Raw genomic sequence first — 14,553 nt, forward strand, 5'->3', positions numbered from 1 at the left:
TCACACACTCTCGCGCTTCCATAGGTGACACGTCAACAAAACCCTCAGGGAGCCCCCGTGAACCCCCGCCCGATCCGCCTGCACGTCATCTCCGCCTCCGTCCGCCCCACCTCCGCCGCCCGCCCCCTGGCCCACTGGGCCGCCGGACAGGCACGGGAAGCGGGACGCTTCGAGGTCACCCCCGTCGACCTCGCCGAGATCGCCCTGCCCTTCCTCGACGAGCCCGCCTACGCCTCCACCGGCGTCTACGCCCACGCCCACACCCGCGCGTGGAGCGCCCTGGTCGACTCCGCCGACGCCTTCCTCTTCGTCCTGCCGATGTACAACGGCGGCTTCACCGCCCCCTTCAAGAACGCCATCGACTTCCTCTACCGCGAATGGCAGGGCAAGCCGGCCGGCCTGCTCTCCTACAGCGCGGGCGGCTCCGGCGGCGCCCCGGCCGGGCGGATGCTGCGGCCGGTGCTGGAGGCCGTCGGCATGGTCCCGGCCGTGGCCTCGGCGGCCGTTCCGGGCATCACGGGGCTGGTCACGGCCGACGGGTTCCGGGCCCCGGAGGGCCTCGCGGACCGGCTGGCGGCCGTACTGGAGGAGCTCGCCGCCCTGGCGAGGACGCCGGTCAGCGCGTGACGAGGGCCCCCGTCAGGTGGTCGTACGCGGCGTGCGCGTGCAGCCGTACGCCCGTGAGCAGGGTGGCGTCGTCGGCGTAGAAACCGGGGTGGTGGTTGCCCACCAGGCCCCGGCCGCCCGGGACGGCCACCGGTTCGCCGCTCGCCGGGTCCAGGGCGGTGTCCTGGACGCCGAGCATCACGTACAGCCCGCCGAAGCGGGTGATGAACTCGGAGACGTCGTCGTAGCCCAGCGTGCCGCCGACCTCCACCACCCGGTCCGCGCCCGCGACCCGGCGCATCGTGGGCAGCGCGGCCTCGACCCAGGCCGCGTCGTTGCACACGGCGGGCACGTCCTGGAGCAGCTCGACGGCCGCGGAGGCCCCGTAGGCCTCGGCCGTGTGCTCGGCCAGCACGGTCAGCCGGCGCTTGACCTCGGGCATGTCCCGCTCCTCGGCGCAGCGGATCGTGCCCCACAGGGTGACCGTCTCCCCGATGACGTTGAACCGGCCGACGTCCTCGATGTGGCCGATGGAGACCGTGACCGGGGAGAAAGCCGACACCTGCCGGTAGAGCTGGCCGATCCCGGTCAGCAGCGCCCCGACGGCGGGCATCGGGTCGATGCCGTGCCAGGGCGAGGAGGCGTGGGACTGCCGGCCCGCGACGGTGATGCGGACCAGGCAGGAGGCCCCGTACATCGGACCGGACTTGTAGCCGATCCAGCCCTTGGGGTGCGGGGTGACGTGCATGCCGAAGGCCATCGTGGGGACCGGATCGGCGAAGGCCCCCTCGGCCACCATCAGGCGTGCCCCGCCCTCCTCGTCCACGGGCGGGCCCTCCTCGGCGGGCTGGAACACGAACAGCACCGTTCCGGGCAGCCGCTCCCGCACCCGTACGTCGGCCAGTGCGCGCGCGGCTCCGAGGAGCATCGCGGTGTGGCAGTCGTGGCCGCAGGCGTGCGAGGCCGCGCCGGTGGCGGCGAAGTCCGCACCGCAGCGGTCGGGGACGGGCAGGGCGTCCATGTCGGCCCGCAGCGCCGCCACCCGGTCCCCGGGCCGGCCGCCGCGCAGCACCCCGACCACCCCGTGCCCGGCGATGCCGGTCCGCACCTCGTCCAGTCCGAAGCCGGTGAGCTCCCGGGCCACGAGTCGCGCGGTGGCGGCCTCGCGGTTCGGCAGCTCCGGATTGCGGTGCAGATGACGGCGCCAGCCGATCACCTGCTCGATGCCCTCGTCACAGAGCTTGTCCAGGTCCTCGTGCACACCATCGGCCATACGTACGTTCTAACCCATGCGCCGGGACCTCGGGCACCCTTGCGTGAAGCTGGACAATGGACGGTGGCCCGGAAGCTTTTCCAGCCCCGGCGCCCCGGAGCCGCGGAGCCGCGCAACCGCGCAGGCCCTTCGGCCCGGAAGCCCTTTCCACGTCCAGCAGGAGGACACGCATGGCAGAGCCCGAGCGGACCGAGCGGAGGCTGCGGCCCGCGCAGTTGCTCTTCGAGCCGTCGGAGACCGTCACGGACCCGGAGCACTTCTTCGACCTCGAATCGATCGACGACCCGCGGGAACTGCTGACCCGGGCGACCGAGCTGACCCTCGCCTTCCGCGCCGCCCAGGAGCGGGCGGTGGAGTTCCAGGCGGTGGCCGCGGCACAGCTCGCGGATCCCCGGCGGTTCGACCGGCTGCCGGCCTCCGCGATCGCGGAGCAGGCGGAGTGGACCGAGGACTACGCCCGCAAGATGATCGAGTTCGGCGAGTCCCTGCTGCGCGGCACCGCCCCCGAGGGCGCCTGAGGGGGGCCGGCCTCAACCTCTGGCATATGCGGGGCGCAACATACCCCAGTCCCACCCGCCCTGTCCCGGTTTCCCGTAACTCCCGGAGACCGGATCGCTACCGCGGGTAGACCTGGACGCATGACGACCCTGACCGGCTGTCCCGCGTTCGACCTGCGGACGACGACGACCGCCTCCGCGACCCACGTCACCCCGGCCGGCGCCGCCTGGCTGGCCTCGGCCTCCGCCCAGCCCGGAGGCACGCTGGCCGCCTGGCAGGCCCGGCCCACCGCGCCCGCCGTGCTGCCCTGCGGGACCGCCTTCGACGTCGTCAACGTCCCCCTCGTCCTCGGCCGCCGGATGCTCGACCTGCTCTGGGCCGAAGGCCCGGGCTCCGGGCCGGCCGCCGTGCACCGCGGGCGGACCCTGCTCTTCGCCACCCCCGGCACCGCCCACCGCCTCCCGGCCCTGCTGGCCTGGGAGGAGTGGAGCAGCCCCGTGCCCGCCCCGCTCTGCCACGGCCCCGGCGACGCCGTCACCGTGCCCCCGCTGGCCGCCGACGGGGGCCCCTCGCGCTGGCTCGTGGCGCCCGACGCGCGCCTTCCGTGGCTGCCCGGGCCCGAGGCGCTGCTGTGGGCGTTCGTCCGTGCCACCCGAGCTGCGGATATCGATTTTTCCGATCGCCGCTCGGGGTGCTAATGTCTCTCTCGTCACCAAGCGCCGCTAGCTCAGTTGGTTAGAGCAGCTGACTCTTAATCAGCGGGTCCGGGGTTCGAGTCCCTGGCGGCGCACAGACGGAGAAGGACCCCCACTCAGGTGGGGGTCTTTTTCGTGTCCCCCCGCAGATCCCGTGCCGCAGCCGCGCGACCGCGCGCACCGGCGCCCCCACGCCTAGGCAGAATGGTCCAGACCTTCTAGGGTGAGCAACCGTCAAGTCCTTCCGCACACCGTTGCCTTGGGGTGGTTGATGGTCACGCGCCGGTCCCTTCTCGTGCTCGCCGGAGCGGGCGCGGGGGCGGTCGCCCTGCCCGCCGTACCCGCGCGGGCCGCCGGACGGTTCATCGACCTTCCCGCTCCCACCTCCGGGCAGCCGGTGGGCACCGTCGACCTGCACCTGGTCGACCACGACCGCGACGACCCGCTCGCCCCGGACCGCAGGCCGCGCGAGCTCATGGTGCAGCTCTGGTACCCCGCGCTCACCACCGCCGGATGCCGCAGGGCCCCGTACACCACGGGCCGGGTCGCCGCCGCCCTGGAGGCGGGCCTGCCGCTCCGGGCGGGCACCCTGGCCGCCGTACGTCCGCACGCCAGGACCGGTGCGCCGGCCGCGGCGGGAGCGCTGCCGCTGGTGCTGCTCGGGCACGGGCGCAAGGGCGGCCGCAGCAATTGCACCGCCCTGGCCGAGGAGCTCGCCTCGTACGGGTACCTGGTCGCGGGCATCGACCACACCTACGACGCCGCGGTGGTGGAGTTCCCCGGCGGCCGGGCCGTCCACAGCGTGCTGCCCGAGGAATCGGACGACTGGGAGCGCCAGGAGCGCCTGGAAATAGCCGCGCGCGTCGGTGACCTGCGGTTCGTCGCCACGGCCCTGACCCGTCGGCGACGCTCGCCCCGCGCGGACCCCCGCCGGATCGGCGTCGTCGGACATTCCATGGGAGGGGCCGCCGCTGCCGAACTCCTCCGGGTGGACGACCGCTTCGCCGTCGGCGTCGGCCTCGACGGCGCCCTGTTCGGCTCGCCGGTGGCCGACCTCGGGCTGGACCGCCCGTACCTGCTGCTCACCGCGCTGGAGGACCACGACACCTGGCGGCGCTGGCGCGAGCACCAGCGCGGCTGGGGCCGCCAGCTGCGGGCGCACGGCACCGGCCACCTCACCTACACCGATCTGCCGCACTTCGCCGGCCCGGGCGGCCTGGGGGAAGCCTGGCCGGCCGATCTGTACGCCGAGCTGCTCGGGACCCTGGACCCGGCCCGCTCGACCGAGCTGATCCGCACCTACACCCGCCTGTGCCTCGACCGGTTCCTGAAGGGCCGGCCGTCGCCGCTGCTGAACGCCCCCTCCCCGCGCTACCCGGAGGTCGGCTTCCGCTGGACGCGCGGCTGACGGCGGCGACCCCTGCCGCCGCCGCTACCGCTACCGCTCCCGCGTGATCTTCACCGTGTACGCGCCCGACTGCGTGCGGTCCGCCACCTCCACGGTGATCCGCTCCTCCGGAATGGTGAAGGTCTCCCCCACCTCCAGCGGGGCGTCCGCCAGCGGCGGGTACACCGACCGGTCCCAGCAGGCCTCGGTGTGGGGGTGCGCGTCCACGACCTCGATCGGCCCGCCGCCCGAGGCCGCCTCGTTGCGGACCCGGTAGATGAGGACCCCTTCGGTGCAGGTGTCCCCGTCGTTGCCCGCGGAGCCCCGCGCCTCGACGGCGATCGCGCTGCCGGGGCCCGTACGGATCACCGCGAGCCGGGTGCCGCCCGTGCCGCCGGGGCGCGGGGCCTCGGACAGGGGCTGGAGGGTGTGCAGGGAGGAGCCGGACACCACGCAGTCCACCTGGGAGGCGTCGAGCCAGCCGAGCTTCCACTTCTGCCAGGCGAAGAGGTCCGGGGCCATGCCGAACTGGCTGCCCATGACGTCCCAGTCCCCGACGTAGGTGTCCCAGTCGCCCTTGCCGTCCGAGGGGCGGTGGTAGAGGTCGGGCAGGTCGAAGACGTGGCCGGTCTCGTGGGCCAGTACGTTGCGGTCCGGCGGGTGCTTCTCGAAGACCGTGACGATGCGGCGCAGGTCGGCTCCGTCCGCCCGGATCGGCTGCTCGAAGTTGACGACCTTGGTGGCGTCGGAGTCGACTCCGGGCGCGTCCGGGTCGGCGACGAAGTAGACGACGTCGTACCGGCTGAAGTCCACCGACGGGTCCGCTCCGGCCACGGCGTCGCGCAGGTAGGCGGCCCGGTCCGCCGGGGCCCAGTCGCGCTGTATCCCGTAGGCGGCGGACGGCTTCGGCATCTGGATCCACTGCTTCTGCGGGTGCGGGACCAGCCGGAAGCGGCCGTAGGAGGCCCGCTCGAAGAACTCGCTGGTCGCCGGGAAGTAGTCGGCGGTGAGTTCGTCGGTGGTCAGGGTGGTGCGGTGGTCGGGGAAGGAGAGGAAGACCATGACCGCGTTGAGGGTGCGCTCGGGCTTGGGGTAGGCGCCGTTCCAGCTGTCCAGGCCCAGGGAGTGGTGGGCGGCGGTACGGGTCAGCGCGCAGGGTCCGGCTCCGGGAGCGGCGACCGCGGGTCCCGCGACGAGCGACATGGCGGCGAGCGCCGTCAGGGAGGTGAGCGCCGCCGCCGTGGTTCGCATGCGGGAGCGGTCCACTCCCCCGGGTGTCTGCTGTCGCGGCACATCGACCTCCGGTGGTGGATTAGTACCTCTTCATCCACCTTGGGGCGATTGTCTTACTAATGCCCTGTTCCGCTGCCCCACACGAGTGAGCACTAGGGCAAGCCGGTGACGCCGGGTTTCGCACATGCGCCTACGGAAAGTCACGACCGATCAGGTCGGATCAGCGGTGGGCGCCGGATGCTCACAGCCGCGCGGAAACGATCATTCGCCGTCAGGCCGACGAACCGTCATCACGCCGAACTCCCGCGCCCCGCACGGCGTCGCCGCTGGATAGGGCCGTACGGGAACCTCTATGATCGGCACACTTTCCTGCACGGACACTCACACGCACTGCGGGAGCCAAGGGTGAGCGGAACCCCAGACGGAACCGGTTCGGCGGCCGACAGCATCCGACCGGCCATGACGCAGCGTCACCCGGCAACGCCGGCGACGACGGCAACCCCGGACCGCGCCGACCACCAGACCAACCGCGCGGACGATTACCCGGCCGACTCCCGGGCCGAGCACCCGGCCGACCGCCCGGACGACCACCCCGCCGACTACCGGGCCGCCTTCCACGCGGCCCACCTCCCCATGGCCGTCGTCGACCGCACCGGCCACATCGCCGGAGCCAACCAGGCCCTCGCCGCCCTCCTCGGCTCCGAGCCGCACCTCCTCGCCGGGCAGTCCGCCGCCGAGCTGGTGGACCTGGCCTCCGAGGCCCGGACCTGGCAGGCCTACCAGGAGGTGCTGCGCGGCCGGCAGGCCCGGCTCCGCTGCACGCGCCGCCTCAAGCACCCCGACGGGCACTCCCTGTGGACCGAGATCACCCTCGGCCCCGTCCCCGGCACCGGTGACGTGCTGCTCTCCGTCGCCGACATCAGCGACCGGCGCGACCTCCAGGCCCGGCTGCGCCACCTCCAGATGCACGATCCGGTGACCCGCCTCGCCAACCGGGCGCTGTTCTTCGAGCGGCTCTCCGCCGCCCTGGAGGCCTCCTCGTACGGGCAGAGCGGCACGGGCCGGATCGGGCTCTGCTACCTGGACCTCGACGGGTTCAAGGCCGTCAACGACACCCTGGGCCACCGGGTCGGCGACCGGCTGCTGACCGCCGTCGCCCAGCGGCTCACCCAGTGCGCCGACCAGTCCGGCTACGGGCGCACCGGCGGCCACCTGGTGGCCCGGCTCGGCGGCGACGAGTTCGCCCTGCTCGTCGAGGACTCCACCGGCACCGAGCAGCTCGCGGACCTGGCGCGGAGCGTCCTGGCCGCCGTACAGGAGCCCTTCGACCTGGCCGGGCAGCGGCTGTCGGTCTCCGCGTCCATCGGGGTGGTGGAGCGGGCGGCCGCCGGCACCTCGGCGACCGGCCTGATGCAGGCCGCGGACACGACCCTCTACTGGGCCAAGGCCGACGGAAAGGCCCGCTGGACCCTCTTCGACCCGGAGCGCAACGCCCACCGCATGACCCGCCAGGCCCTGTCCTCGACGCTGCGGCCGGCCGTGGAGCGCGGCGAGTTCAACGTGGAGTACCAGCCGCTGGTGGACCTGGAGAGCGGGGCGGTGCGCGGGGTGGAGGCCCTGGTGCGCTGGAACCACCCGCAGTTCGGCACTCTGACGCCGAATCGGTTCATCGGAATTGCCGAAGAGGACGGCTCCATCGTCCAGTTGGGCCGCTGGGTGCTCCAGACCGCCTGCCGCCAGGCCCGCCGCTGGCAGATCGAGCAGCCCAGCGACTCCCCCGTCTTCGTCTCCGTCAACGTGGCCGTCCGCCAGGTCTGGGACTCCGACCTCGTCGGCGACGTCGCCGAGATCCTCGCGGAGACCGGACTGGCCCCCCAGCTCCTCCAGCTCGAACTGACGGAGTCGGCCGTCATGGGCTCGGCGGGCCGCCCGCTCCAGGCCCTCCAGGCACTGAGCGACATGGGGGTGCGGATCGCCATCGACGATTTCGGCACCGGCTACTCGAACCTGGCCTACCTCAGCCGCCTGCCCGTCTCCGTCCTCAAACTGGACGGCTCCTTCGTCCGCGGCTTCCGCTACGAGGAGGGCTCCCACCCGAACCCGGCCGACGAGACCATCGTCGAAGCCCTGGTCCAGCTCGCCCACCGACTGGGCCTGACGGTGACCGCCGAATGCGTGGAAACCGCCGGCCAGGCGGCCCGCCTGCGCCGCGTCGGCTGCGACACCGGCCAGGGCTGGCTGTACTCCCGCGCGGTGGCCCCGGAAGCCATCGCCGCCATCATCAGCCGCCAGGCCGCCGCGGGCCCCGCCCAGCCGGAGGGACCCGCGCCGCACCCGGAGGTCTGATGAGTCAGAGACTCCGGACGAAGGCCCCGAAGGCCTCGGGCCTCACGGTGAAGGCGGGGCCGTCGGGGCGCTTGGAGTCCCGGACGGCGATGCGGCAGGGCTGGGCGGCGATCTCGATGCAGTCGCCCCCGTTGGTTCCGCTGTACGAGGCCTTGCGCCAGGCGGCCGTGCCGAGCGGGGCACACTCGACGCATTCACCGCCGGTGGTCCCGCTGTACGACGACTTACGCCACAGCGCGCCCGCCAGGTTCTGGTTGGTTCCCATAGCGTTCCTCCATTACCCGAGTGATCAACGCCGCCGAGCATTCCGTCGAGAGCGCCCCGGCTTGCAGCCGAGCGTATCCGACCGAACGCTCCCTGATCACTGGTGGATTGGCAGACATGTAGCCCTGCGCATACCCCTCTTCATAGATCAGGTCCGGATCACTCTCGAAGCGGAGGAGGGTGAACGACCCCTGCATGCCCGTGTGCGCTCCAGCCGAGAAAGGCAGCACTTGAATCTGCACCCAGGGCCGATGGGCAAAGCTCAACAAGTGTGTGAGCTGGTCCCGCATGACCTCGCACCCGCCGACCTCCTGGTGCAGCACGGCCTCGCCGAGGACCACCCACAGTGCCGGTGGCTGCTCGCGCTCCAGAAGGCGCTGCCTCTCCATGTGGCCCGCCACCAGCTCGTCGACCTGGTCGGGGCGGTCCACGCCGATCAGCGCTCGGGCGTACGACTCCGTCTGGAGGAGACCGTAGACCAACTGGCACTGAAACGTGGAGATGTACTCGGCCTGGGCCTCCATCTCCGCGTACGCCTGGAACCAGTGGGGCAACTGGCTCCGTAGGACCAGCCCCACCAGCCGGGAGAAGTGCCCGTCCGTGCCCAGCGCCGCATCGAGCCGTTCCGAAAAGTCGCGGGTCGGGACCTTCCTCGCGGTCTCCACCTGCCCGATCAGGGAGGCGGCGCAGAAGATTTTGTCGCCCAGCTGCTGCTGCTTCAGGCCGGCAGCCTCCCGTAGGCGGCGGAGTTCGTTGCCGTAGTAGTCCAGCGGCGAGGCGCTGGGATCGAGAGCGCGGATGTTGACCATGGGATGGTCACCCCCATGAAGACGCGTGCGGATCCAACTCATCGCCGAGCGTAGTGACTTCGACACGCTCCGGTACGGGGAATTCGGCAAGCCGTGCGCTGTCCATCCGGCTGGCACCCGTTCGAGTCGGGGCGTATGCGGGATGGCCGTCGCCCCTCGGCCGTTCCTAGCCTCGGTTGATGATCTCTCGTCGTTTCTGGTTATCAACCGCAGTGCTGGCGCTGACCCTGTCCTCCCTGCCCTCCGTCGCGGCTTCGGCCGCGCCACGACCCTCCGACCCGGCCGGTTCCGTCCAGCGTGACGCCGACGCGCTGCGGGACACCGGGGTCACCGGGGTGGCGGTCCGCCTGGACACCCCGCGCGGGACGGTCACGGCCCGTTCCGGGGTGGGGGTTCCGGAGGGCGGGTACCTGCGGCTGGGCAGTACCACCAAGACGTTCGTCGCCACCGTCGTCCTGCAACTCGTGGGCGAGAAGCGGATCTCCCTCGACCAGACGGTGGAGGAGCTACTGCCCGGGGTTGTATCCGGTGCCGGCAACGACGGCCGGACCATCACCCTCCGCGATCTGCTCCGGCACACCAGCGGCCTGCCCGAGTACGTCCCCGACGTCTTCCCCGAACCCACCGCCCGGACCTACCTGGCCAACCGGTGGCGCACCTACCGGCCCGAAGAGCTGGTGGCCCTGGCCCTGCGCCACGAACCCGCCTTCCCGGCAGGCACCCGCTGGGCGTACTCCAACACCAACTACGTACTGGCCGGAATGATCATCGAGAAGGTCACCGGCCACACCTGGGAGCAGCAGGTCCACGACCGCGTCCTGCGCCCGCTCGGCCTCCGGCAGACCGCCACTCCCGGCACGTGGCCCTTCCTCCCGCATCCCCACACCACCAACCACCAGCAGTTCACCGCGAACGGCCCCCTGGTCGACACGACGATCGCCTACCGTCCTTTCGACAGCGGAGCCGACGGCTCGATGACCGGTACGGCGCGCGACCTCAACCGCTTCTTCGCCGCACTGGCGGCCGGACAGCTGCTGAAGCCCGCCGAACTCGCCGCGCTGCGCGACACCGTGCCGATGCCGCCGGACAGCGGTCACCCGGAAGGCACCCGGGACGGCCTGGGCCTGTTCTTCACGCCGCTGTCCTGCGGTGGCGGTTACCTCGGCCACGGCGGAAACGGCTTCGGATACGACATGCGCGCGGCGACGACCACGGACGGACGGCGCACCGTCACCGTCTCCGCGCACAGCCGCTCCGCGGACCCGCAGGTCGCGGCCCGCCAGGAGGACGCGCTGCGCGACCTCGTCGACCACGCCTTGTGCGGCCAGGGCGGACAGGGCTGACAGGGCTGACAGGGCTGACAACACGGCAACCCCCGCACCCTGGGAGGGGAGTGCGGGGGCTGCCGGCGCTCGGCGCGGGGTGGGGGGAATCAGCAGGCGCCGAGGTCCTTCCAGACACCCCATTCACCGGTGGTGCCGGGCACCTCGTTCTGCGTCCACCACTGGGCCTTGTACTTGCGGCCGTTGTACGAGACCTCGTTGCCACCGTTGTAGACGGTGCCCGCGACGTAGGCCGGAGCGGTGCAGCCCGCGGGCGGCGTCGTCGGAGGCGTGGTCGGCGGGGTGGTGGGAGGCGTCGTGGGCGGGGTGGTGGGAGGCGTGGTCGGCGGGGTGGTCGGCGGCTGGGTGGTGCCGCCGAGGGAGTCCGAGATCTGGTTCAGCAGGGTCGCGTTGGCGTCCAGGCCGAGCAGGGAGTACATCATCGCGCCGGCCAGGCCGCGCTGCTTGCCGTAGTCGACACGGGCCTGGATGGACTTCTGGTTGAGGCCGGTGAAGAACTCGCCGTCCTTGTAGAAGTACGAGGCCTTGGCCTGGTCGTCCCAGAAGGTGGTCGCCGGGTTGTCGACGATGCCGCCGAGCTCCTTGTAGAGCGCGATGCCGGCCTGCTGGCTGGTCGGACGGGCGGCGGAGGCCAGGGTGGCGGGCTGGGCGAGACCGTTGGTGGTACCGGGCTGCACGCCCTTCCAGCCGCGGTAGTAGAACTCGTAGCCCAGGACCAGCTTGTTGGCCGGGAAGCCGCCGGTGATGCCGTAGGCGGCGTTGCCGTCGATCCAGGAGTCGATGGCGTTCTTGACGCTGTACTTCTCGGTGCCCGGGGCGATCACGTCGGTCGGGTCGGACGACGAGGGCAGCAGCGGGGACTGGTGGTACGTCGGGCCGTCCGAGTCCCAAGCGCCGTGCATGTCGTACGTCATGATGTTCGCGTAGTCGAGGTACGCGCCGATCTTGTCCGTCTCGATGTACTTGATCTTGTCCTGGCCGGCCGGGAGGGCCGAGGTCAGCAGGTACTTCTTGCCGCCGTTGGCCGCACCGTAGGCGTCGAGCTGGCTGCGGAACTCCTTGAGCAGGAGCGTGAAGTTCTGCTTGTCCTCGGGGGCGTAGTGGTTGCCGAGGTGGCCACCGGACGAGCCCGGGTACTCCCAGTCGATGTCGATGCCGTCGAAGATGCCGGCCGCGCTGCCCGCGCCGCCGTAGCCGCCCTCGACGGGCAGGTTGCCCTTGATGTACTGGTCGATGCAGGACGTGACGAGCTTCTTGCGGGAAGCGTCGGTCTTGGCCGCGTCGCTGAAGTACTTCGAGTAGGTCCAGCCACCGAGCGAGATGTTGATCTTCAGGTTCGGGTACTTCGCCTTGAGCTGCTTGAACTGGTTGAACACGCCGACGATCGGCTGGTCCCACTTGTCCGCGACGCCGCTGACGCTGTCGGCCGCGCTGAAGGACTTCTGGTAGTCGGCGTACGAGTCGCCCGCACCGTCACCGGCGTTGGGGTTGTTGTCGTCACCCGCCGCCTTGTTCGCCTCGAAACAGGTGAGGTTGGTGGGGTGGATGTTGCCGAACGAGTAGTTGATGACGTCCAACTTGCTCGCTATGCCACGGGTGTCGAGGTGCTTGGGATAGAAGGCGTTCCCGTACACCGACCACTGGTCGTAGTAGGCGATCTTGACGTTGCCGGCCGTCGCGGTGGTCCCGGCCTCGGCGGCCGAGGCGGTGGTGAGTCCCGCGAAGGCGGCCAGCGTGCCGCCGGCCAGCGCGGCCGTGGCGGCGGCCGCGATGAGGGATTTACGGATGTGCATGAACTGCCTCCGGGGAGTGGGAGGGGAAGGCAAGACTTCAGGTGGGGATAGTGATAGCGATCACTCCGGTCCCGAGTCAATGGTTTGGACCAAAGAAGGACTAGACCACTCACCACCCAGAAGCCCACGTCAGCGACCTGACACCCCACCAAAAATCCCCCGCCACCCACGGTGACGAGCGATTTAAGCCTGACTTCATTCACCCTCCGGCAAGGTTTCAGCAACAAACCAGCCAAACTCCGGATGTCGGCGTGTGTGAGGCGCTAGGGGCTGGTGCGCATCCGTAAACCCTTCCCGGCGGGCCCGCCTCGGCGGCAGAATCACGGGATGACCGGCAACCGGATCACCCCGACCGACCGCTGCCTGGCCGCCGTCGAGGCCTCCCTCGCCGACCGGACCGAGGAGAACCGGTCCGCTGCCCGGGCCGCGTTCCTGGCCGTCCCGCTCTCGGAGCGCCGCGGCCTCCTGGGCGACATGGACAACAAGGACTGGCCGCTGCGGGTCCTCGTGGCAGGGCCCGGCGGCCTGACCTACCTGCCGATCGACCCGCCGGTCACGCAGGAGACGTACGACCGAGCCCTCGCGTACTTCGAGAATCGGGCCCGATGAAAGGCGCGGCAGGAGGCGCGCGTCCCGGCCGACGGACCGGAGGCCTCACGCGCTCCGGCGGTCCGCCTCCGCCAGGTGTTCCTGAGCGAGCCCATGGCCGATCCCGGCCTGCACGGCCTGCACGGCCTGCGCAACGACTACCCGACCCCGGTCGCGGTCCGCGAGATCGCCTACCTCTCGGTCGCCGACGCCTATTGGACGCTGTCGCTCGCTCGGATATGGAGCTCGCCGGGCAATCTCGTGGACGTGGTGCGGGACCGCGAGGGCTGGGAGCATGCCCGGACCGCCGTCATGGCCGGCCTGCTGCGCGCCAAGTACGACCGGTATCCCGAGCTGGCCGAGATCCTGCTGGCAACGGGCGATGCCCATCTGCTGTACGAGGATTCGGACTCGGCGTTCTGGGGCGACGACGCCGGCCGGGGCCGCAACTGGACCGGGCGGCTGCTCGAGCTGGTCCGGGCCGAGCTGCATCTGCGGCGGGCCGGGATCCCCGGGCTGTGAGCGGGGATCCCGGGCCGGTCAGGCGCCGAGGACCGGCATGCCGTACGCGTCTGCGATGAGGGTGTACGAGTGGAGGCGGGACTCGCCGGAGTGGGCGTTGGCCGTCAGCATCAACTCGTCCGCGCCGGTCAGCTTCGCGAGGGCGTCCAGGCCCGCGGTGACCTCGTCGGGGGTGCCGTGGACCACGCTCGCGAGGCGGTCGTCGACGAACTCCCGCTCCAGCGGGGTGTACGGGTACGCCGCCGCCTCCTCCGGGGTCGGGACCAGGCCGGGGCGTCCGCTGCGCAGCCGGAGCATCGACAGGGCGCCGGTCAGTACCTGTGCGCGGGCCTCCGCGGCGGTGTCGGCGGCGAGGGCCGCGACTCCGATGACGGCGTACGGGGCGTCCAGGACGGCCGAGGGGCGGAAGGACTGCCGGTAGAGGTCGAGGGCGGGCAGGGTTCCGGCCGGGGAGAAGTGGTGCGCGTAGGCGAAGGGCAGCCCGAGTCCGCCGGCGAGGCGGGCGCTGAAGCCGGAGGAGCCGAGCAGCCAGATGGGCGGCCGTCCGGCGGGGCCCTGTACGGGGCCCGGCACGGCGTGCACGCGGGCGTACGGGTGTCCGTCGGGGAAGTCGTCGTCGAGGAAGCGGATCAGCTCCGCGAGCTGCCGGGGGAACTCGTCCACGGCCTCGTCCCGGCGCCCGGGCCCGCGCAGCGCGGCGGCCGTCTGCCCGTCGGTGCCGGGTGCCCTGCCGAGGCCGAGGTCGATCCGGGCCGGGGCCAGGGCCTCCAGGGTGCCGAACTGCTCGGCGATGGCGAGCGGGGCGTGGTTGGGCAGCATGACCCCGCCGGAGCCGAGCCGGATCCGGGAGGTGTGGGCGGCCAGGTGGGCCAGGATCACGGCCGGGGAGGAGCTGGCGACCCCGGGCATGGAGTGGTGTTCGGCGACCCAGTGCCGGTGGTAGCCGCGGGACTCGGCGAGCCGGGCGATGTCGACGCTGGTGCGCAGGGAGGCGTGGGCGGTGCTGCCCGCGCCGACGGTGACGAGGTCGAGCACCGAGAGCGGCACCGGCGCCCGGCCGAGGGCGGTCCCGCGGATTGCGTCACCTGTTCCGGTTCCGTCGCCGCCGTCGCCGCTTCCCGAGGGGGAACCGCCGATCCCCTGCGGCTGTCCCGGGTCCCCCGCGCCACTGAGCTCACTCATCGTCTCTCCCGCTC

The 14,553-nt window shown here is 71.8% G+C and carries 14 protein-coding genes and 1 tRNA gene; 9 read left to right on the top strand and 6 right to left on the bottom strand.

What is annotated here, in order from left to right; translation table 11 throughout:
- The first annotated feature begins 57 nt into the window (after positions 1-57).
- Positions 58-627, top strand: coding sequence for an NADPH-dependent FMN reductase (locus ACFWNV_RS04905; protein WP_383940567.1), 570 nt, complete (start codon positions 58-60; stop codon positions 625-627).
- On the opposite strand, the gene ACFWNV_RS04910 is transcribed toward ACFWNV_RS04905, so the two are convergent.
- Positions 617-1,879, bottom strand: coding sequence for a M20 family metallopeptidase (locus ACFWNV_RS04910; protein WP_383940570.1), 1,263 nt, complete (start codon positions 1,877-1,879; stop codon positions 617-619). The two genes, ACFWNV_RS04905 and ACFWNV_RS04910, sit on opposite strands and share 11 nt — an antisense overlap.
- A gap of 170 nt (positions 1,880-2,049) precedes the next feature.
- Between ACFWNV_RS04910 and ACFWNV_RS04915 the strand changes: the two genes are divergently transcribed.
- The 4 genes from ACFWNV_RS04915 (at position 2,050) to ACFWNV_RS04930 (ending at position 4,480) form a co-directional block, all read left to right on the top strand.
- Positions 2,050-2,397 (top strand): hypothetical protein, encoded by a 348-nt coding sequence (locus ACFWNV_RS04915; RefSeq protein WP_383940573.1) that lies wholly within the window; start codon positions 2,050-2,052, stop codon positions 2,395-2,397.
- Positions 2,398-2,517: 120 nt separating this feature from the next.
- On the top strand, positions 2,518-3,075 hold the full coding sequence (locus ACFWNV_RS04920) for a bifunctional DNA primase/polymerase (RefSeq protein WP_383940576.1): 558 nt from the start codon (positions 2,518-2,520) through the stop codon (positions 3,073-3,075).
- 18 nt (positions 3,076-3,093) lie between these two features.
- Positions 3,094-3,167 (top strand) — tRNA-Lys (locus ACFWNV_RS04925).
- A gap of 176 nt (positions 3,168-3,343) precedes the next feature.
- On the top strand, positions 3,344-4,480 hold the full coding sequence (locus tag ACFWNV_RS04930) for an alpha/beta hydrolase (protein ID WP_383940579.1): 1,137 nt from the start codon (positions 3,344-3,346) through the stop codon (positions 4,478-4,480).
- Positions 4,481-4,510: 30 nt separating this feature from the next.
- Here the strand turns inward: ACFWNV_RS04930 and ACFWNV_RS04935 are convergent, their stop codons facing one another.
- Positions 4,511-5,710: a M6 family metalloprotease domain-containing protein gene (locus ACFWNV_RS04935; RefSeq protein ID WP_383940582.1), complete on the bottom strand. Its 1,200-nt coding sequence runs from the start codon at positions 5,708-5,710 to the stop codon at positions 4,511-4,513.
- Between the two features lie 441 nt (positions 5,711-6,151).
- On the opposite strand from ACFWNV_RS04935, the gene ACFWNV_RS04940 reads away from it, so the two are divergent.
- The gene (locus tag ACFWNV_RS04940) at positions 6,152-8,038 is read left to right on the top strand and encodes a putative bifunctional diguanylate cyclase/phosphodiesterase (protein WP_383940584.1); all 1,887 of its coding nucleotides are present in this window, start codon (positions 6,152-6,154) and stop codon (positions 8,036-8,038) included.
- A gap of 4 nt (positions 8,039-8,042) precedes the next feature.
- On the opposite strand, the gene ACFWNV_RS04945 is transcribed toward ACFWNV_RS04940, so the two are convergent.
- Positions 8,043-8,303 carry a DUF397 domain-containing protein gene (locus tag ACFWNV_RS04945; protein ID WP_383940587.1) on the bottom strand — a complete coding sequence of 87 codons (261 nt, stop codon included), beginning with the start codon at positions 8,301-8,303 and terminating at the stop codon, positions 8,043-8,045.
- Positions 8,263-9,111, bottom strand: a complete 849-nt coding sequence (locus tag ACFWNV_RS04950) for a Scr1 family TA system antitoxin-like transcriptional regulator (RefSeq protein ID WP_383940590.1) — start codon at positions 9,109-9,111, stop codon at positions 8,263-8,265. The genes ACFWNV_RS04945 and ACFWNV_RS04950 overlap by 41 nt, the downstream gene beginning before the upstream one ends.
- Before the next feature lie 179 nt (positions 9,112-9,290).
- Here ACFWNV_RS04950 and ACFWNV_RS04955 point away from each other — a divergent pair, with 179 nt between their 5' ends.
- Positions 9,291-10,454, top strand: a complete 1,164-nt coding sequence (locus ACFWNV_RS04955) for a serine hydrolase domain-containing protein (protein ID WP_383940593.1) — start codon at positions 9,291-9,293, stop codon at positions 10,452-10,454.
- A gap of 89 nt (positions 10,455-10,543) precedes the next feature.
- Here the strand turns inward: ACFWNV_RS04955 and ACFWNV_RS04960 are convergent, their stop codons facing one another.
- The gene (locus ACFWNV_RS04960; protein ID WP_383940596.1) at positions 10,544-12,247 is read right to left on the bottom strand and encodes a glycosyl hydrolase family 18 protein; all 1,704 of its coding nucleotides are present in this window, start codon (positions 12,245-12,247) and stop codon (positions 10,544-10,546) included.
- A gap of 327 nt (positions 12,248-12,574) precedes the next feature.
- On the opposite strand from ACFWNV_RS04960, the gene ACFWNV_RS04965 reads away from it, so the two are divergent.
- Together ACFWNV_RS04965 and ACFWNV_RS04970 are read left to right on the top strand one after the other, a co-directional pair.
- A complete protein-coding gene (locus tag ACFWNV_RS04965; RefSeq protein ID WP_383940599.1) occupies positions 12,575-12,856 on the top strand; it encodes a hypothetical protein in 282 nt (93 codons plus the stop codon).
- Positions 12,857-12,949: 93 nt separating this feature from the next.
- Positions 12,950-13,357, top strand: a complete 408-nt coding sequence (locus ACFWNV_RS04970; RefSeq protein ID WP_383940602.1) for an NADAR domain-containing protein — start codon at positions 12,950-12,952, stop codon at positions 13,355-13,357.
- A gap of 18 nt (positions 13,358-13,375) precedes the next feature.
- Here ACFWNV_RS04970 and ACFWNV_RS04975 read toward each other — a convergent pair whose 3' ends face one another.
- On the bottom strand, positions 13,376-14,539 hold the full coding sequence (locus tag ACFWNV_RS04975) for an LLM class flavin-dependent oxidoreductase (RefSeq protein ID WP_383940605.1): 1,164 nt from the start codon (positions 14,537-14,539) through the stop codon (positions 13,376-13,378).
- Positions 14,540-14,553 lie beyond the last annotated feature (14 nt).

This window comes from Streptomyces sp. NPDC058401, assembly GCF_042722885.1.
Lineage (GTDB): Bacteria > Actinomycetota > Actinomycetes > Streptomycetales > Streptomycetaceae > Streptomyces.